Origin of the sequence: Mycobacterium sp. MOTT36Y (assembly GCF_000262165.1) — a bacterium.
Taxonomy (GTDB): Bacteria; Actinomycetota; Actinomycetes; order Mycobacteriales; family Mycobacteriaceae; genus Mycobacterium; species Mycobacterium intracellulare.
The window spans coordinates 5,366,651-5,383,080 of the sequence record NC_017904.1; the positions used below are offsets into that span (position 1 = coordinate 5,366,651).

General features: G+C 68.3%; 16 protein-coding genes. 2 read left to right on the forward strand and 14 right to left on the reverse strand.

Annotated features, from left to right (window positions below; all coding sequences use genetic code 11):
* Positions 1-3: 3 nt before the first annotated feature.
* The 7 genes from W7S_RS24570 to fadD5 form a co-directional block, all read right to left on the reverse strand.
* Positions 4-1,617 (reverse strand): virulence factor Mce family protein, encoded by a 1,614-nt coding sequence (locus tag W7S_RS24570; RefSeq protein WP_008261960.1) that lies wholly within the window; start codon positions 1,615-1,617, stop codon positions 4-6.
* Positions 1,614-3,176 (reverse strand): virulence factor Mce family protein, encoded by a 1,563-nt coding sequence (locus tag W7S_RS24575; protein ID WP_008261961.1) that lies wholly within the window; start codon positions 3,174-3,176, stop codon positions 1,614-1,616. Before W7S_RS24575 ends, W7S_RS24570 begins: the two co-directional genes overlap by 4 nt.
* The gene (locus tag W7S_RS24580) at positions 3,173-4,213 is read right to left on the reverse strand and encodes a virulence factor Mce family protein (protein ID WP_008261962.1); all 1,041 of its coding nucleotides are present in this window, start codon (positions 4,211-4,213) and stop codon (positions 3,173-3,175) included. Before W7S_RS24580 ends, W7S_RS24575 begins: the two co-directional genes overlap by 4 nt.
* The gene (locus W7S_RS24585; RefSeq protein ID WP_008261963.1) at positions 4,210-5,517 is read right to left on the reverse strand and encodes an MCE family protein; all 1,308 of its coding nucleotides are present in this window, start codon (positions 5,515-5,517) and stop codon (positions 4,210-4,212) included. The genes W7S_RS24580 and W7S_RS24585 overlap by 4 nt, the downstream gene beginning before the upstream one ends.
* 2 nt (positions 5,518-5,519) lie before the next feature.
* Positions 5,520-6,389 carry an ABC transporter permease gene (locus W7S_RS24590; RefSeq protein ID WP_008261964.1) on the reverse strand — a complete coding sequence of 290 codons (870 nt, stop codon included), beginning with the start codon at positions 6,387-6,389 and terminating at the stop codon, positions 5,520-5,522.
* A 1-nt stretch (position 6,390) separates the two neighbouring features.
* Positions 6,391-7,206 carry an ABC transporter permease gene (locus W7S_RS24595; protein WP_014381458.1) on the reverse strand — a complete coding sequence of 272 codons (816 nt, stop codon included), beginning with the start codon at positions 7,204-7,206 and terminating at the stop codon, positions 6,391-6,393.
* A 260-nt stretch (positions 7,207-7,466) separates the two neighbouring features.
* Positions 7,467-9,053 carry a fatty-acid--CoA ligase FadD5 gene (gene fadD5, locus W7S_RS24600; RefSeq protein ID WP_008261967.1) on the reverse strand — a complete coding sequence of 529 codons (1,587 nt, stop codon included), beginning with the start codon at positions 9,051-9,053 and terminating at the stop codon, positions 7,467-7,469.
* Positions 9,054-9,247: 194 nt separating this feature from the next.
* Between fadD5 and W7S_RS24605 the strand changes: the two genes are divergently transcribed.
* Positions 9,248-9,931: a GntR family transcriptional regulator gene (locus tag W7S_RS24605; protein WP_014712523.1), complete on the forward strand. Its 684-nt coding sequence runs from the start codon at positions 9,248-9,250 to the stop codon at positions 9,929-9,931.
* Between the two features lie 87 nt (positions 9,932-10,018).
* Here the strand turns inward: W7S_RS24605 and W7S_RS24610 are convergent, their stop codons facing one another.
* Positions 10,019-10,459 (reverse strand): SRPBCC family protein, encoded by a 441-nt coding sequence (locus tag W7S_RS24610; RefSeq protein WP_008261971.1) that lies wholly within the window; start codon positions 10,457-10,459, stop codon positions 10,019-10,021.
* A gap of 58 nt (positions 10,460-10,517) precedes the next feature.
* Positions 10,518-10,994, reverse strand: a complete 477-nt coding sequence (locus tag W7S_RS24615) for a thioesterase family protein (RefSeq protein ID WP_050989401.1) — start codon at positions 10,992-10,994, stop codon at positions 10,518-10,520.
* A gap of 14 nt (positions 10,995-11,008) precedes the next feature.
* On the opposite strand from W7S_RS24615, the gene W7S_RS24620 reads away from it, so the two are divergent.
* Positions 11,009-12,121 carry an alcohol dehydrogenase catalytic domain-containing protein gene (locus tag W7S_RS24620; protein WP_008261981.1) on the forward strand — a complete coding sequence of 371 codons (1,113 nt, stop codon included), beginning with the start codon at positions 11,009-11,011 and terminating at the stop codon, positions 12,119-12,121.
* On the opposite strand, the gene W7S_RS24625 is transcribed toward W7S_RS24620, so the two are convergent.
* The 5 genes from W7S_RS24625 to W7S_RS24645 are packed head-to-tail and all read right to left on the reverse strand — an operon-like array spanning position 12,118 to position 16,430.
* Entirely contained in the window at positions 12,118-13,041 is a 924-nt protein-coding gene (locus tag W7S_RS24625) for an alpha/beta hydrolase (protein ID WP_008261984.1), read from the reverse strand. The genes W7S_RS24620 and W7S_RS24625 overlap by 4 nt on opposite strands.
* The gene (locus tag W7S_RS24630; RefSeq protein ID WP_085976466.1) at positions 13,038-14,558 is read right to left on the reverse strand and encodes an NAD(P)/FAD-dependent oxidoreductase; all 1,521 of its coding nucleotides are present in this window, start codon (positions 14,556-14,558) and stop codon (positions 13,038-13,040) included. The genes W7S_RS24625 and W7S_RS24630 overlap by 4 nt, the downstream gene beginning before the upstream one ends.
* On the reverse strand, positions 14,540-15,268 hold the full coding sequence (locus W7S_RS24635; RefSeq protein WP_036454155.1) for an SDR family NAD(P)-dependent oxidoreductase: 729 nt from the start codon (positions 15,266-15,268) through the stop codon (positions 14,540-14,542). The genes W7S_RS24630 and W7S_RS24635 overlap by 19 nt, the downstream gene beginning before the upstream one ends.
* Positions 15,265-15,675, reverse strand: coding sequence for a nuclear transport factor 2 family protein (locus tag W7S_RS24640; protein ID WP_014712526.1), 411 nt, complete (start codon positions 15,673-15,675; stop codon positions 15,265-15,267). The genes W7S_RS24635 and W7S_RS24640 overlap by 4 nt, the downstream gene beginning before the upstream one ends.
* Complete coding sequence (locus W7S_RS24645) at positions 15,672-16,430, reverse strand: HpcH/HpaI aldolase/citrate lyase family protein (protein ID WP_014712527.1); 759 nt, start codon at positions 16,428-16,430, stop codon at positions 15,672-15,674. The genes W7S_RS24640 and W7S_RS24645 overlap by 4 nt, the downstream gene beginning before the upstream one ends.

The window sequence follows — 16,430 nt, forward strand, 5'->3', positions numbered from 1 at the left end:
CCCTCACTGGCCACCCCCGAAGTCAGCGGCCGACGCCGGCCCACCAGCGTTCGGCGCGGGCGCGGACACCGGCGCCGGGGTCGGCGCCACGGGACCCGGGGCCACGCCCGGCCCGGGCGGCGGCGGCTGGATCGGCACCGGGGCGTTCAGTCCCATCGGCGGCAGGATCGGGTTCTCGTCGTAGGCGTTCGGCGGACCCGGCGGGGTCTGCAGGTTCGACTGGACGGGTTCGATGTTCGGGCCACCCATCAGCTCTTCCAACGACTCCGGCGTCATCAGGCCCGCGGTGATGGGACCGACCTGCTGACCCTGCATGCCCGGGGCGACGATCCAGCCCGGCTGGGTGTTGCGGTGCGAGGTCGGGGTGTCGGGCACCCAGATGCCGGGGACGGTCGTGTCCTTGTACCCGTTGGGCGGCTGCAAGCGCGGCTCGGAGTAGGCCACTTGCTTGGGCAACGTCTCGGCGGTGCTGAACAGGTTCAGGCCGAACGGCGGGTAGTTGAACTTGATCGCGTCGAGGATCGGCGCCAGGTACTGCGCGCACAGTTCGGCCGACTCTTGGTAGCCAAGCCGGCTGCCGGCCTGGATCGCGCTACAGATGAACTGCATCGGGTTGGCGAAGTTGGTGATCGACGTGATGGCGACCAGCGATCCGTGCGACGGGTGATAGATCTGGTTGATGTTCGCCGCGGCCGTCGGCACGACGTGCAGCGCGGTCTCCAAACCGTTCAGCGGATCCGGTTGCAGCAACGCGTTCGTCGCGGTCTCGAGGTTGTTGACGTCGTAGGTCAGCACCCCGGCGTTCTTGTCGAGCCAGGGGCGCACGGTGGTGAGCAGGCTGTCGAACTGCTGGATCGCGTTGGACAGGTCGGTGTCGTTGTGCGCGAGCCGGGTGGTGAAATCGGCCAGGTTTTGGTTGAGCGCGACGAACTGCGCGTCGTCTTGGTGCAGCGCGTTGACGAACAGCGCCAGGCTGCGCACCACGGCGAAGAAGTCGCCGCGGCCCTCGTTCAATGCGGTCAACGCCTGCGACAGGTTGCTCAGCGTGGTGTTGAACTGCTTGCCCTTGCCGGCCAGCCCGTTGGCGAACGACTCGATGACCTCACCGAACGGGCCCTTCGGCTGCTCGGCGGTGGGACCCAGTTTCGAGATGATGTTGGTGATGCTGTTGCGCAGCTGGTCCCATTCGACCGGAACCTGGGTGCGCTCTTCGGGGATCACGGCGTTATCGGCCAGCACCGGACCGCCCTTGTACGGCGGCTCCAGCTGGATGGCGCGCGACGCCACCAGGGTGGGGTTGAGGATCACCGCCGACGCGTTGGCCGGCACCCGGTATTTGTTCTCGTAGTGGAAGGTGACCTTCATCTTGTCGCCGGTGGGCTCGATCTTGTCGATCGCACCCACCCGCAGGCCCATGATCTGGACCTTGTCCCCCGGGTACAAAGCGTTGGCCGCCGGGAAGTAGGCCACCACGGTGTTGTTGGTCAGCTTCTCGTAGAGCCGCCAGCCGACGTAGCCGACGACGAGGGCCAGCACGATCACCAGTGATCCGATGATCACCGACGCCCGGGACAGCTTCGGGAGTCGAATGTTGCGGATGTCAAAGATGGTGCTCAATTCTGGCTACCTCCCGTGACACCGCTGCCTCCGGCTCCACCGGGGTTGATGAACGGCGCCGGCAACTGGTTGCCCGGCCCGGGCGGTGCCGGCGGACCCGGCGGTAGCCCCGGCGCGAACGTCGACGGCGGCGGCACCGGTCCGGCCGGCGCCAGGTTCTCGGTACGCGCACCCGGGGGCGCTTGCGTCGGCAACGGGACGGGTGTCCCGGGCACGTCCGGCGGCGGGTCGCCCGGCCGGCCCGCGATATTGATGCCGGGCGTGGGTGGCAGGCCCGCGGGGTTCGGGGGTGACGTCATCACGTCCACCGGCGCCGGGAAGCCCGGTCCACCGAACGGCCCGGACACCGCACCCGCACAGGGCAGCGGGTTGTCGGGGCGGGGCAGCCCGTCCGCCGCCGGCGTGTACGAGCACGGCGATCCCGGAGGCACGGCCGGCCCCGGGTGATCGGGCGTGCCCTCGAGCACCGGGGGCGCCGGGGGCGGCGCGCCGTTGGGGAACCGGGTGCCGTTGGGGTCGGGGAACCGGTAGGCCGGCAATCCGGCGCTGCGCCAGAAGTTCTCCGGGTCGATCCCACGCTTCTTGAACGCCGCGTCGACCCACGGCTGCGAAATCTGATACAGGGCCAGGTTGTGCAGGACCACCTTGAAGAACGGTCCCGAGGCGATGGCCTCGTTCAACGACGGCAGGAACTTGCCGACCTCGGTGAGCCCGTTGGCGAGGTCGTCTTTGCGCTGCACCAGGATGTCGCTGAGGGTGCGCAATTGCTCGAGCACGTGATTGATGTTCGGGTTGTCGTCGAGCAGCCCCTTGACCTGTTCGGAGAAGGCGGCGATGTTGGCCAGCAAGGCGTTGATGGCCTGGCCGCGCTCGTTGAAGGCGGCCAGGAGCGTTTTCGCATTGACCAAGGCCCGGTCGATCTGGTCGCTGCGATCCCCCAGGACGCCGGCCACCTGGTTGGCCTGGGCGAGCAGGTGCTTGACCTCCTCGTCGCGCTTGCCGATCGTGTCGGAGAACTTGGCCACCCCTTCGAGCGCCGGGCTCAGGTGCGGGTAGGTCTGGTCGATGGTCTGGGAGAGCACGTGCAGGGACTGCTTGACGGTATCGATGTCCCAGCCCTGGGCGGCCTTGGTGACGTCGAAGAACGCGTCGTAAATCTGGTACGGCGTGGTGCTCTGGCCCAGCGGCAAACTCGCCCCGGGCCGCAGGGGCTGGTTGCCGCGGGCCTCGACGTCGAGGATCTTCTTTCCCAGGATGGTGTCGGTCTTGATCGCCAGCCGGCTCTCGGTGCCGATCGTGTTGGTGCCGATGGAGAACTTCAACCGGATGTGGTCCCCGTCGATCTTGATGCCCTCCACCTTGCCGACGTCCAGGCCGGCGATACGCACTTTGTCGCCGGTGTTGATGCCGCCGGAGTCGGTGAACTGGCCGTAGTAGCTCGGCTTGGCGAACAACATCGGGACGCTGGTGAAGCTTTGGCCGACGCCGATCACGAGCACCGTCACGACGATGCCCATCAGCCCGATGCGGACCCGGTTCGGCGGTTCCAGTGTTCTCATTGCGGCGTGCACCTACCCGTCGGCTGCTGGAACAACCGGACCGTGCGGACCGGGCCGCCGGCCTGCAGACCGTTGATCTTGAGGGTGATGTCGCAGGCGTAGAAGTTCACGAAGTCCCCGTAGGAGCCGATCGCGCGCCCGATCATGTTCAGCGCTGTGGGCACCTTCTTCAGGTAGTCCTGCAGTTGGTCTTGCTGGTCGATCAGTGGCTGCTGAACGGCGTCCAGGTAGTTGATCGTCTTGTGCAGTAGCGCTCGGTCCTCGGCGAGCAGGTCGGCGACCGTCCCGGCGGCGTTGCTGATGTGGGCGAACCCCGCGGCCTGCGAGTCGCTGTGGTTCTTGAGGCCGGTGATCAACACCTCGAGCTTGTCGACCGTCTGGTCGAATTGCTGCCGATGCCGGACGGTGGTGTCCAAGACGATGTTCAGGTTCTTGATGACCTCCCCGATCGCTTGGTCGCGCTCACCGAGCTGGTTGGTCAGCTGCGCGGTGTTGTCGAGGATGTCGTTGATGGTGCCGCCCTGGCCCTGGAACACGGTGATCAGCGCGGTCGCGATGGTGTTGACCTTCTGTGGGTCGAGCGCCCGGAACAGTGGCTTGAAACCGCCGATCAGGGCGTCGAGGTCGAGCGCCGGCGTCGTCCGCGACAAGGGGATGAACCCGCCGGGCGGCAGGACCTTGTCCGCGCCTTCGCCCTGACCGCGTTTGATCTCCAGGTAGCGGTTACCGATCAGGTCGAGGTAGCGGATCTGGGCGGTCGTCGACTGGTACAGCGGGATGGAGCGGTCGACGTTGAATTTCACCCGGGCGCGCTTGCCGCCGTCGACCAGCTCAACCTTGTCGACCTTGCCGACCTCGACGCCGGAAGCGCGGACGAACTGGCCCGCCCGCAGGCCGCTGATGTTGCTGAATTCCGCCGAATACCCGTTGGTGCGGTCGAAGCGCATCTGACCGAACACCACGAAGATCATCACGGTGAAGATCAACAGCACCACCGAGAAGATGCTGAGCCTGGTAATGGTTCCGGAGATTTTCATGGGTTGATCGTGTTATCCCCTACCTGGCGGCCCCAGACATACTCGATCGCGTACGGCGATCCGGTGTCCAGGTGGTTGTACGGCGCGATGCTGTTGCCGGAGTCCATCACCAACTCCGGTGCCGGCCACAGATCGTGGGTGAGCGGCTGCCAGCAACCGGGGGCGCCGCCGGGGCCGCCGCGGGCGTTCACCCGCGGCAGGTTTTCGGGCCAGACGTAGGGGTTGGGCGCGCCGCCGACCAAACCTGCCGTGGCACCGAGCCCAAGCGTGAGCGCGGCGACGGCGACCAACGACAGCGGGTTGGCGATCAGGCCCAGCCCGGACAGGGCCTGGGTGTGGCTGTTGAGCGAGTAGCCGTTGCCGCCCAGGAACGAGGCGGCCTTGGGCTCGATGTCGTGGTAATTGCGGACCGCGCAGAACAGTTCGGGGCTGTAGGTGTCGAGCAGCTGGGCCGTGGGCACCAGATCGGCGGCCCCGCGCGCCAGATACGGGCCGCCCTTGGTGAACAGCTCGGCCCCGGTGTTGCCGAACCCGGCCGCCGACAACAACGCCTGATCCAAATCCTTTTGCTGCGCGTTGATCGTGCGCGAGGTGACCACCGCGTTGTTCAAGAAGTCGAATAGATCCGGCGAGGCGTCCGCATAGGTGTCGCCCAGCGCCGCCAACTGCTGAATGTCCTTGCGCGCCTGCGGCATCCGCGGATTCACCTCATCCAAGACCGCGTTCGCATTCACCACCGACTGCCCGAACTTCTCCCCCAGCCCGGCCAACGACTGCGCCGCCGCGCTCAACGTCAAATTCAGCTTGACCGGATCGACCTTCTGCGCGATCGAGGTGATCGTCTGAAACAGCGTGTTGATCTCGGTGGTCACCGAACGCGCGTCGAGCACGGTGTGCGCCGAGATCTTCTGCGGCGACGGGTGCGCCGGCGTCGTCAGCGACACGTACTTGCCACCGAACACCGTCGTCGCCTTGATATCGGCATTCACATTCGACGGGATCAGCTTCAAATACCGCGGATAGACCTCGAGCGTGAACTTCGCCGCCGGCTTGCCGTCGCGCACCGTCTCCGCGATGCTGCCGACCCGCCCGATCTCCACCCCGTTGTAGGTGACCTTCGACCCCGGATCCATCACCAGACCGGCCCGCGACGCCAGCATCGTCAGGTTGGTCTTGGGGGTGAAGTCGCCGCGGAACTGGCCGTAGACGAAACCGAGGACCAGCGCGGCGATCACCAGCGCCGCCAACCCGGCCCACTTGTACGGCGGGGTCCGGGGGGCGTTGGTCTGGATCGGCGCTGACATGGCTACACCGTGAGCGCGAAGTTGGGGTTGACGCCATAGAGCGCCAACGCGGCGGCCAACACGACAACCTGCACCGACACCAGCGAGAAGCGCATCGATCGGCCGACGGCCTCGCCCACGCCGACCGGCCCGCCGCCGGCGTTGTAGCCGTAGAAGCAGTGGGTGATCATGACGACCGCGGTGATAAGGATGGCTTCCAGGAACGACCAGAAGACGTCGTCGGGGCGCAGGAACGTTCGGAAGTAGTGCTCGTAGGTGCCGTTGGATTGTCCGTAGAGCACGGTCGTGGTGATCTGCGGCGACAGGAACGACATGATCATCGCCAGCGCGTACAGCGGGATGATCACCACCAGCCCGGCCATGATCCGGGTGGTCGCCAGGAACGAAATCGACTTGATACCCATCACTTCCAGCGCGTCGATCTCCTCGCTGATGCGCATCGCGCCCAGCTCGGCCGTCGCGCCGGCGCCGACCGTGGCGGCCATCGCGATGCCGGTGACGACGGGCGCGGCGATGCGCACGTTGATCAGCGCGGCGAAGAATCCGGTGAACGCCTCGACGCCGATGTTGCCCAGGGAGGCGAACCCCTGGATCGCGACCAGGGAGCTACCGGACAACGTCACGAAGCCGACGATGGCGACGGTGCCGCCGATGACGGCCATGGCGCCGGTGCCCATCCCGATCTGGGCGACCAGACGCAGGGTTTCCTTGCGGTAGTTGCGCAGCGCGTGCGGGATGTGCGCCAGGGCCACCCCGCCGAACCACGCCATCTGGCCGATGTCGTCGAGCCCGCGCGCCGCGGCCAGGCCGTAGCGGTTGAGATTCTCTGCGGCCCGCGGGAAGCGGGAGCGAAAGACGGTGGTCGTTGACATGTCAGTGCCCCGTCCCAAATCGCACGCCGATCGTGGTCAGCACGACGTTGACCGCATACAGCGCGACGACGCAGAGCACGACGGTCTCGTTGACGGCGGTGCCCAGGCCTTTGGATCCGCCGCGCACCGTCAGCCCACGGAAGCAGCCGACCAGTCCGGCGATCAGGCCGAAGACCGCGGCCTTGACCGTCGCGATGACGACCTCGGGCAGGCCGGTGATGGTGGTCAGCGTGGCCAGGTACGCCCCGCCCGACACGTTCTGCAGGTAGACGCCGAACAGGTAGCCGCCGACGAGGCCGACGGTGATCACCAGGCCGTTGAGCAGGGTGGCGACCAGGGTCGCGGCGATCACCCGGGGCACCACCAGCCGGTGGATCGGGTCGATGCCGAGCACCTCCATCGCGTCGATCTCTTCGCGGATGGTGCGCGCGCCCAGGTCGGCGCAGATCGCCGTCGACCCGGCCCCGGCGACCACCAGCACCGTGGTGAGCGGGCCGAGCTGGGTGACCGCGCCGATCGCCGCGCCGGCGCCGGACAGGTCGGCGGCGCCGAACTGCGCCAGCAAAACGTTGAGGGTGAAGATCAGCAGCACCGTCAGCGGGATCGACACCATGATCGTCGGCAGGAACGCCACCCGCATGATGAACCAGCACTGCAGGACGAATTCGCGCCACTGGAACGGCCAGCGGAACAGCGCTTTCCCGGTGAGCACGCACATCCGGAAGAACCCGCCGACAAGCTCCAGCGGGGTTTGCAGTTGATCGCGCACATAGCCGACCAGGTAGGGGCCCCGTCGACTAGTCGACGTCGAAGTCACCGCTGCCCCCTCTGGCCGTCACCGCGCGCCGTCCGGCGCCGCGGCGGAACATATAGCACGCCCCCTCCTCGCCCCGACTCAACGTCTGTGACCATCGGCTCCCTACTGGCAAGTAGTAACGGAGACCACAGGAATGTACCCGATGGCCAAGCACGTGTGAACCGCATCCGCACAATTAACCCTTCGCCAACGACTGGCAAACGTTACAGCCCCTGCCCAATTTCCTTTCTGGTCCTAAAACCTCTTGCCCTAGAATGGATTTAGTCGATTTTTGCGGCCCCGTAGCGGATCCGCAGCTCAGTTTTGAGCACCTTGCCGGCCGGGTTGCGCGGCAGCGCGTCGACGATCTCGAGCGCCTTCGGGTGCTTGTAGCGCGCCAGTCGCTCGGTGAGGAACTCGTCCAGCTCGTCGAGCGCCAACCCCTCGCCCGCCACCGCGGCGACCGCGATCGGCACTTCTCCCCACTTGTCGTGGGCCCGGCCGATGACGGCGACTTCGACGATGCTCGGGTGGCTGGCCAGGACGTTCTCCACCTCGGCGCAATAGATGTTCTCGCCACCCGAGATGATCATGTCCTTCTTGCGGTCGACCACCCACACGTAGCCGTCGGAGTCCATGCGGACCAGGTCGCCCGAGTGGAACCAGCCGCCGGCGAACGCTTCCGCCGTCGCCGCCGGGTTGTTCCAGTAGCCGCTCATCAAAGTTGGTGCGCGATAAACGATTTCACCGACCTCGCCGATGGGCACGTCGTTCATGTTCTCGTCGACGACCCGGGCGGCGACCGTCGGGATCACCTTGCCGACCGAGCCGCGCTTACGGATGGCGTCCTCGCCGAGCAGCATGCAGGTGACCGGTGACATCTCCGTCTGGCCGAACGCGGCCAGGATCTGGGTGCCGGGGAACCTCGCCGACATCTCGCGCAGCAACGCGTCGGGAGCCGGGGCGGCACCCCACGAGATCACCCGCAGTTTCAGGTCGCGCGGGCGCGCCTGTTGCTCGGCGCAGACCGCCTGCCACTGCGCGGGAACCAGAAAAATCCCGGTGACCTTTTCTGCGGCCAGCACGTCGAGGAGCTGCCCGGGCTCGAACGCGCCGAGCGGGTAGATGACCGTGGGGATGCCGAGCAGCACCCCGGTCAGCAAGTTGCCGATGCCGGCGATGTGGAAGAACGGCACCCCGATGAACCCGACGTCGCTGTTGATGTCGGCGCCGTTGGTGTACAGCCCGGTCATCGTCTGGCCGGTCAGGTTGGTGTGGGTGAGCACGGCGCCCTTGGGGCGGCCGGTGGTGCCCGAGGTGTACATGATCAGCGCCGGGGAGTCGTTCGGGATGTCGACGGGTTGGTGCGACTCCCCGGTCTCGTTGACGAGGTCTTCGTAACCGAGCACGGTGTCGTCGGTCGAACCGCCGGCGACCACGATGGTGCCGAGCAGCGACTCGATGTCGCGCACGTCGGTTGCCACCGGGGCGAGCACCGATTCGGTGATGATCACCCGCGCTTCGCAATCCTGGACCAGGAAGGCGATTTCGGCCGCGGTCAGCCGGAAGTTCAGCGGCACGGCGATGGCGCCGAGCATGTTGATGGCCAGCACCGATTCGACGAACTCGGTGCGGTTGAGCATCAGGATCATGACGCGGTCGCCGAAGCCGACACCCCGGCGGCTCAGCGCGTCGGCCAGCGCCGCCACCCGGCCGCGCAGTTCGCCCCACGTCAGGGTCTTGCCCAGGAACCTCAGCGCGGTCGCGTTCGGCTGCATCAGCGCGTGCCGCTCGAGTTGGTTCACCCAGTTCTGCCGCCGGGCGAGGTACGGCTGCTCTGTCAGATGGTCTGCCAATTGCGCGGTCAAACTCGACACTTCCCTTCACTCGCGCACCGCTTGCGCCAGGTTGATATTTGATAAAACATAGTGTTGTGTGGGTCACACTATGGCTTTGACGGTCCACTGACAAGTCCTCGACAAGCGCCCGTCAAGGTCCGTCAAAACTTGAATCCCGTCCCGCCAAGTCACTGAAAGTCCTGGCAGACCCTGTGAACGCACCGATGTCCATGCAGCCGAGGAGCCGGCGGCCGCTGCGGCGGGCTCAGCTGTCCGATGAGGTCGCGGGCCATCTCCGGGCGTCGATCATGTCCGGAACGCTGCGTCCGGGGACGTTCATCCGTCTCGACGAGACTGCGGCCCAACTCGGGGTCAGTGTCACCCCGGTGCGCGAAGCCCTGCTGAAGTTGCGCGGCGAGGGCATGGTGCAGCTGGAGCCGCACCGCGGCCACGTCGTGTTGCCGCTTACCCGCCAGGACATCGAGGACATCTTCTGGCTGCAGGCCTCGATCGCCAAGGAGCTGGCCGCCGCGGCCACCGACCACATCACCGACGCCGAGATCGACGAGCTGGACCGCATCAACGATTCGCTCGCCGCGGCCGTCGGATCCGGCGACGCCGAGACCATCGCGGGCATCGAGTTCGCCTTTCACCGGGTCTTCAACCAGGCCAGCGGCCGGATCAAGCTGGCGTGGTTCCTGCTCAACGCCGCCCGCTATATGCCGGTGCTGGTGTACGCCGCCGATCCGCATTGGGGCAAGGCCGCCGTCGACAACCACCGGAAGCTGATCGCCGCGCTGCGCCACCGCGACACCGCGGCGGTGATCGAGCACACCGTGTGGCAGTTCACCGACGCGGCGGCCCGGCTGACCGAGATGCGCGACCGAACCGGGCTCAGCGCTTCCTGACGGTCGCGAGCGTAAGCACACCGCGAATTCGGGGCCGCCATTGCGCAGTGGGTTTACGCTCGCGGCGAGAACTGGCTGTCGCGGTGGCTAGGTCGCGGCCAGCTGCTCGGCGCGCTGCTTGAGGCTCTCGGCGAGGTGGTCGAGGACGTTGTTGAGGAGCTGCTTGACCATGGGCGCCGGGACCGGCATCGAGGTCTCGACGTCCAGGTCCACGGTCAGCAGGCTGGAAGCGCCCATCGCCACCACCGAGAAGAGCTGCTCCTGCTTGGTGAACAGGTCGCCCTGCTGCAGGACGGTCTGGATCTGGTTTTCCCCCGGGTAGTACACGGCCTGGATGAACATGCTTTGCATGCCCTGGTAATCGGTGTCGAGCCGCAGCTGGCTGGGCCGCCCGTCGTCATAGCGGGCGAGCACCCAGAGACCCTTGATCTCCTCGTTCCACTGCGGGTAAGCCTCGAAGTCGCCGACGATCTTCATGATCAACCCGGCGTCGGCGCCGATCTCGACGGTCTTGCTCAACACTGGCATGCGCGCAGCATATCGGGGTGAGCGAAAACCCCAGCGCAGGGCGGTATCTGGGCCGGAGCTAGGCCGATTCGCGGACGCTGGCCGTCGACAGCAGGGTCCGGACGGGGTCGGGAATCGGGACGGACTTGCGCGTGGCCCGGTCGACGTAGACGTGCACCCAGTGCCCCAGCGCGGTGATCGGCCGCGGGTCGCCGTCACCGGACTCGAACACGCCCAGCCGGTAGGTGACGCTGCTGCGGCCCAGCCGGGTCACGGCCAAGCCCACCGTGAGGTCCTGGGGGAAATGCAGTTCGGAGAAGTAGCGGCAACCCGACTCGGCGACGATGCCCAGCGCCGGCGTGGTGATCGGGTCCAGCCCGGTGGCGGTGTTGATCCAGGCGTTGATCGCGGTGTCGAACAACTGGTAGTAGACGGCGTTGTTGAGGTGGCCGAACATGTCGTTGTCGGCCCATCGCGTCCCGACGGGCCACAGCACCGGGAAGTCGTTGCTGGTCAACCCGTCCGGGGCGGGGGGAACTACTGGAGCCGACGCCATGGTTGTATTCCAGCATGTCCGGAATTCGGGGCGCGGTACTGGAGCACATCGGGGCGCCCCGGCCCTACGCGCGGTCGCGGCCCATCAGTGTCGCCGACGTCGACCTCGCGCCGCCGGGTCGCGACGAGGTGCTGGTCCGCATCGAGGCGGCCGGCCTCTGCCACTCCGACCTGTCGGTGGTCGACGGCAACCGGGTGCGCCCGGTGCCGATGCTGCTCGGCCACGAGGCCGCCGGGATCGTCGAGCGGGCCGGTGACGGTGTCGGCGATGTGGCCGTCGGCCAGCGGGTGGTGCTGGTGTTCCTGCCGCGCTGCGGCCATTGCGCGGCGTGCGCGACCGAAGGCCTGACGCCGTGCGAGCCGGGCAGCGCCGCCAACGGCGCCGGCACCCTGCTGGGCGGTGACATTCGGCTCAGCCGGGCCGGCCAACCGGTGTATCACCACCTCGGGGTCTCGGGTTTCGCGACGCACGCGGTCGTCAATCGGGCCAGCGCGGTCGCGGTGCCGCCCGACGTGCCCGCCGATGTCGCCGCGCTGTTGGGGTGCGCGGTGCTCACCGGCGGCGGCGCGGTGCTCAACGTGGGGCAGCCGCGGCCGGGCCAGACGGTCGCCGTGGTCGGGCTGGGCGGCGTCGGGATGGCGGCGCTGCTCACCGCCCTCACCTATGACGACGTGCGCGTCGTCGCCGTCGACCAGTTGCCCGACAAGTTGGCCGCCGCCCGCGCCCTGGGCGCCCACGAGGCGTACACGCCGCAGCAGGCCGAGGACGCGCGGGTGAAGGCGGCCGTTGTCGTCGAGGCCGTCGGCCACCCCGCCGCGCTCGAGACCGCGATCGCCTTGACCGCGCCGGGCGGGCGCACCATCACCGTCGGCTTGCCCCCGCCGGACGCCCGGATCACGGTGTCGCCGTTGGGTTTTGTGGCCGAGGGCCGGTCGCTGATCGGCAGCTACCTCGGTTCGGCGGTGCCCAGCCGGGACATTCCGCGCTTCGTCGAGCTGTGGCGTTCCGGCCGGCTGCCGGTGCAATCGCTGGTGTCGTCGACGATCGCGCTCGACGACATCAACGAGGCGATGGACCACCTCGCCGAGGGCACCGCCGTGCGCCAGCTGATCCGATTCGACGCCTAGTCGCCGTGCAGCGCGCCGGCCAGCGCCTCGCCTTGCAGCGCGAACAGGCGTTGCGAGCCCGGCCATTCCGGCAGCAGTGAGTCGAATCCATGGCAGGCGCGCGCAAACACGTGCAGCTCCGCCGAGATCCCGGCGCGCAGCAGCCGCAGCGCATAGTCGATGGCCTCGTCGCGGAAGGGATCGATCTCCGCGCAGGTGATCAAAGCCGGTGCCAGCCCGGCGAATTCGGGTCGCCGTGCGGGCACCGCGGCCTCCGGCGCGGCCGTTGGGTCGAGGTAGTGGCGCCACATCAGCTCGGCGCCCTCGCCGTCGAAGGCGGGACTGGTGCGGAACTCCGACTTCGATCCGGTGGGCCGGTCGTCGAGCACCGGCTGGTGCAGCAGCTGGAACACCACCGGCGGCAAGGATCCGTCGGCGGCGCGCTGCGCCAGGCATGCGGCCAGGGCGGCGCCGGCGCTGCTGCCCGCGACGGCCACCCGCGCCGGGTCCACGCCGAGCGACGCCGCGTCGTCGATGGCCCAGCGCAGCACGGCGCTCGCGTCGTCGAGCGCGGCCGGATAGGGGTGCTCCGGAGCCAGCCGGTAGTCCACCGACACCACCGTGCAACGCCCGCGGCGGGCGAGCTCCACGCACTGGCGGTGATCGGTGTCCAGGTTGCCCAGCGCGAAACCGCCGGCGTGGCAATACACGACGGCGGGCGCCGGGGCCGAGCCACCGCGGTAGATGCGCACCCCGACGCCGGCCGCGTTGTCCTCGTCGATCCGGACGTCACAGACGTCGGTCTGCTCGGCGGTGATGCGGCGGCGTTCGTTGAACGGTCCACGCGTCAGCTGGATCGCGGCGGCCGAGAAGTCCGTTCGGGTGGTCGCGAGTGCGCGCAGCGCCGGATCGAGGCGGTCGGCGCCGTCGAGCTCCGTCATCGAGTTCCCCGCTCGGGCACGGCGACCGGGGGCGAGGCGGAGGTGGCGGGCGGTTCGAAACGGAAGTCGGCGGGCCTGAACCTGCGCGTCATCCCCCAGAAGGTTCGGGCGCTGCGCGGCCACTGGGTGACCACGCGCCCGTTGGGGGCGCGAAAGTAGTTGCTGCACTGGGTGTTCCAGACGGTGCCCACCATCCAGCGGTCGATCTTGGCGACGAACTCGGCCAGCGCCGAGGCACGCACCGCGACGTAGCGTTTGCGGTGGCGGCGAAGGTGCCGCAGCGCCCGCACGATGTAGCGCGCCTGGGCTTCGAGGATGAAGATGACGCTGTTCGAGCCGACGTTGGTGTTCGGCCCGTACAGCATGAAGAAATTGGGGAAATCCGGCACGGCCATGCCGAGGTAGGCGTGCGCGCCGTCGCGCCAGACCTGCCGCAGCGTGATTCCGTGTTCGCCGGAAACGTCCAGCTCCCCGAGATAGTCGGCGGCGGCGTAGCCGGTGGCGCACACCACCAGGTCGACCTCGCGTTCGGTGCCGTCTTCGGTGACCAGGGACCGGGCACGCAGGGAGCGCGCCGGGCTGGTCAGCACCTCGACGTTGGGGCGGGTCAGCGCGGGCAGGTAGTCCGACGAGAACACCAGCCGCTTGCAGCCCATCGGGTGGTCCGGTGTGAGCTTGCGGCGCAATTCCTCGTCGTCGACCGTGTTTTCGAGCAGCCGCAGGGCGAGGGCGGTGAATTGCTCGGTCTTTTCGCTGCCGTGCTCGATCACCGCGATGTTGGATTCGCTGCGCAGCCACAGCCGGGTGCGGTAGACCTTTTTGGCGAACGGGAGGTGCGCGAAGGCCCAGCGCTCCCCCCGGGTGTAGTGCCGGTCGGGCTTGGGCAGTATCCAGGTGGGTGATCGTTGCACCGAATACACCGTGCCGGCCACTTTGGCCAATTCGGGGATCAGCTGGGAAGCCGTCGATCCGGTGCCGAGCACCGCAATCTTCTTGCCTTCCAGCGGGATCGAGTGGTCCCAGCGCGACGAGTGCATCACCGTTCCGGTGAAGGGCTCTTCCTCGACGAGGTCGGGCATCAGCGGCCGGGTGAACAGGCCCACGGCCGAGACGACGACGTTGAAGTGGTGCTGTTCGCCGGTCGCGGTGGTCAGGCACCATCGCTGGGTGTCCGAATCCCAGTGCGCGGAGCGGATTTCGGTGCGCAGTTTCAGGTGCGGCCCCAGGCCGTGCTTGTCGGCGCTGCGCTGGAAGTAGTCCAGGATTTCGGGTTGGCCCGACCACAGCCGTGACCAGTGGGCGTTCAGGTCGAACGAGAACGAGTAGAGGTGCGACTTGACGTCGCACGCCAGTCCCGGATAGGTGTTGATCCGCCACGTGCCCCCGACGCCGTCCTCGCGGTCGAAGATGGTGAAGTCACGAAACCCGGCGCGTGACAGCATGATTCCCAGCGCCAGACCGCCCGGGCCGGCGCCGATCATGCCGATGGACAGGTCGGTCATCGGATCTGCAGGCATTGACCACCGTCGATGATGAGTTCGGAGCCGGTGATGAATGACGCCTCGCCGGAGACCAGGAACGCCACGGCGTCGGCGACTTCGTCGGCGCGGCCTATCCGCCCGAACATCGATGCCGCGGCGAGCCGGGCTTGGGTGGTCTCGTCGAGCATCGTGGTGGCGATCGGCCCGGGGAACACGGCGTTGACCCGGATGCCGGAGGGCGCGAGTTCGGCGGCGGCGGTCTGGGTGAGGCCGCGCAGCGCCCACTTCGACGAGCCGTAGGCGCCGTGCTGGGGGAACGGGCGGATCGCGCCGGTGCTGCAGATGTTGACGATGGAGGCGTCCGGCGCCGCGCGCAGGTGTTCGAGCGCGGCGCGCATGCCGAGGAACGCGCCCAGACAGTTGACCCGCCACGTGTTTTCGAATCCTTCGGCGGTCTCCTCGGTCAACGACGCGCGGTGCAGCACGCCGGCGCAGTTGACCAGCGTGCTCAGCGCCCCGAAGCGGTCGACGACGTGTGCGACGGCCGAGTCCCATTGCTGCTCCGAGGTGACGTCGAGCTCCACCGCGATCAGTTCCTCGTCGCCCGATTGGCGCACCGCGGTGGCGAGTTCGTCGGCCCGCCGATCGCAGGCGGCCACCGAAAACCCCTTGGCGCGTAGGCGTTCGGCGATGGCCCGGCCCTGCCCGCCGGCCGCGCCGGTCACGAGTGCGACACGTGGGTTCATGCCGGCGCGCCCTCGGGGCTGTCGGCCAGCCCGCCGCTGGTGACGAAGCTGCACCGGCGCCGCGCGAAGCGCCACCGGCCGTCCACGCGGGTCAGCTCGTCGTCGTAGAGGGCGGGCCGCAGCTGGAGGTCGCCGGCCCGGACGAACAGCACCTGCGATCGGGCGGTGGCGCGCTCCCCGTCCACCGCGACCCGCGAGACGCCGGTCAGATGCAGGCCGCGCGCCGCGGCGCGGAACATGTCGGCGATCCCGTCATGGCCCGCGAAAGTCCGGCCGTACACCAGGAATTCGCCGTCGGGGGCGAACAGCCGGACGCAACCGTCGACGTCACCGGCGTCGAGGGCGAGCGCGTAGCCGGCGATCAAATCGCGGATCGCTGCCTCGTCGTCCGGCGGGCGGCCGGTCATTGCGTCGCCTCACGCAGGTGTTCGGCGGCCCCGCGGCGCAGTGCCTGCGACTCGGCGGCCAGGGTGATCATGCGAAAACCCAGCCGCGCCATGGCCTGGCCCGTCATGCCGTCCCCGGCGTGAATGCCGGTAACCAGCCCCGCATCCGATGCCGCCCGGTGGATGCGCGTGATCGCGTCGAGGACCTCGGGATGCCGGGTCGCCCCGAGGACGCCGGCGCCCATCGAGATGGCGAGGTCGGCCGGGCCGACGTAGATTCCGGTCAGGCCGTCGACCGCGCAGATCTCGCGGATGTCCGCCAGCGCCGCCGCGGTCTCGATCATCGCGAACACGCCGATCCGGGATTCGTGGGCGGCGGGGTCGTGCCCCAGGCTGGCGCGCAGCGGTCCGAAGCTGCGCACGCCCGCCGGCGGGTAGCGGGTGGCGGCCACGGCCGCGGCGGCCTCGTCGGCCGATTCGATCATTGCGATGACGACGGCGTCGGCCCCGGCGTCGGCCACCCGCCCGATCGGTGCGGCGTCGGCGTTGGGCAGGCGCACGACGGTGCCCAGCGGCAGGTGTTCGGTGCGGCGCAGCATGCGGGCGACGCCGGCGTCGTCGAGATAGCCGTGCTGGGCATCGAATCCGACGTAGTCGTAACCGGCGCGGGCGAATTCCTCGGGTCCCAGCCAGCTGGGGCCGGTGACCCAGCCGCCGAAGATGGCGGGCTTGCTGCTGAGCGCCAGTTGCAGATTGCCCGGCGAAGCGTCGGTCAC

What these genes read in the sequence shown, in the direction of transcription:
- W7S_RS24575 (WP_008261961.1), bottom strand. Translation starts at nt 3,176, where the DNA reads ATGAGAACACTGGAACCGCCGAACCGGGTCCGCATCGGGCTGATGGGC.
- W7S_RS24580 (WP_008261962.1), bottom strand. Translation starts at nt 4,213, where the DNA reads ATGAAAATCTCCGGAACCATTACCAGGCTCAGCATCTTCTCGGTGGTG.
- W7S_RS24585 (WP_008261963.1), bottom strand. Translation starts at nt 5,517, where the DNA reads ATGTCAGCGCCGATCCAGACCAACGCCCCCCGGACCCCGCCGTACAAG.
- W7S_RS24590 (WP_008261964.1), bottom strand. Translation starts at nt 6,389, where the DNA reads ATGTCAACGACCACCGTCTTTCGCTCCCGCTTCCCGCGGGCCGCAGAG.
- W7S_RS24605 (WP_014712523.1), top strand. Translation starts at nt 9,248, where the DNA reads ATGTCCATGCAGCCGAGGAGCCGGCGGCCGCTGCGGCGGGCTCAGCTG.
- W7S_RS24610 (WP_008261971.1), bottom strand. Translation starts at nt 10,459, where the DNA reads ATGCCAGTGTTGAGCAAGACCGTCGAGATCGGCGCCGACGCCGGGTTG.
- W7S_RS24615 (WP_050989401.1), bottom strand. Translation starts at nt 10,994, where the DNA reads ATGGCGTCGGCTCCAGTAGTTCCCCCCGCCCCGGACGGGTTGACCAGC.
- W7S_RS24620 (WP_008261981.1), top strand. Translation starts at nt 11,009, where the DNA reads ATGTCCGGAATTCGGGGCGCGGTACTGGAGCACATCGGGGCGCCCCGG.
- W7S_RS24625 (WP_008261984.1), bottom strand. Translation starts at nt 13,041, where the DNA reads ATGACGGAGCTCGACGGCGCCGACCGCCTCGATCCGGCGCTGCGCGCA.
- W7S_RS24630 (WP_085976466.1), bottom strand. Translation starts at nt 14,558, where the DNA reads ATGCCTGCAGATCCGATGACCGACCTGTCCATCGGCATGATCGGCGCC.
- W7S_RS24635 (WP_036454155.1), bottom strand. Translation starts at nt 15,268, where the DNA reads ATGAACCCACGTGTCGCACTCGTGACCGGCGCGGCCGGCGGGCAGGGC.
- W7S_RS24640 (WP_014712526.1), bottom strand. Translation starts at nt 15,675, where the DNA reads ATGACCGGCCGCCCGCCGGACGACGAGGCAGCGATCCGCGATTTGATC.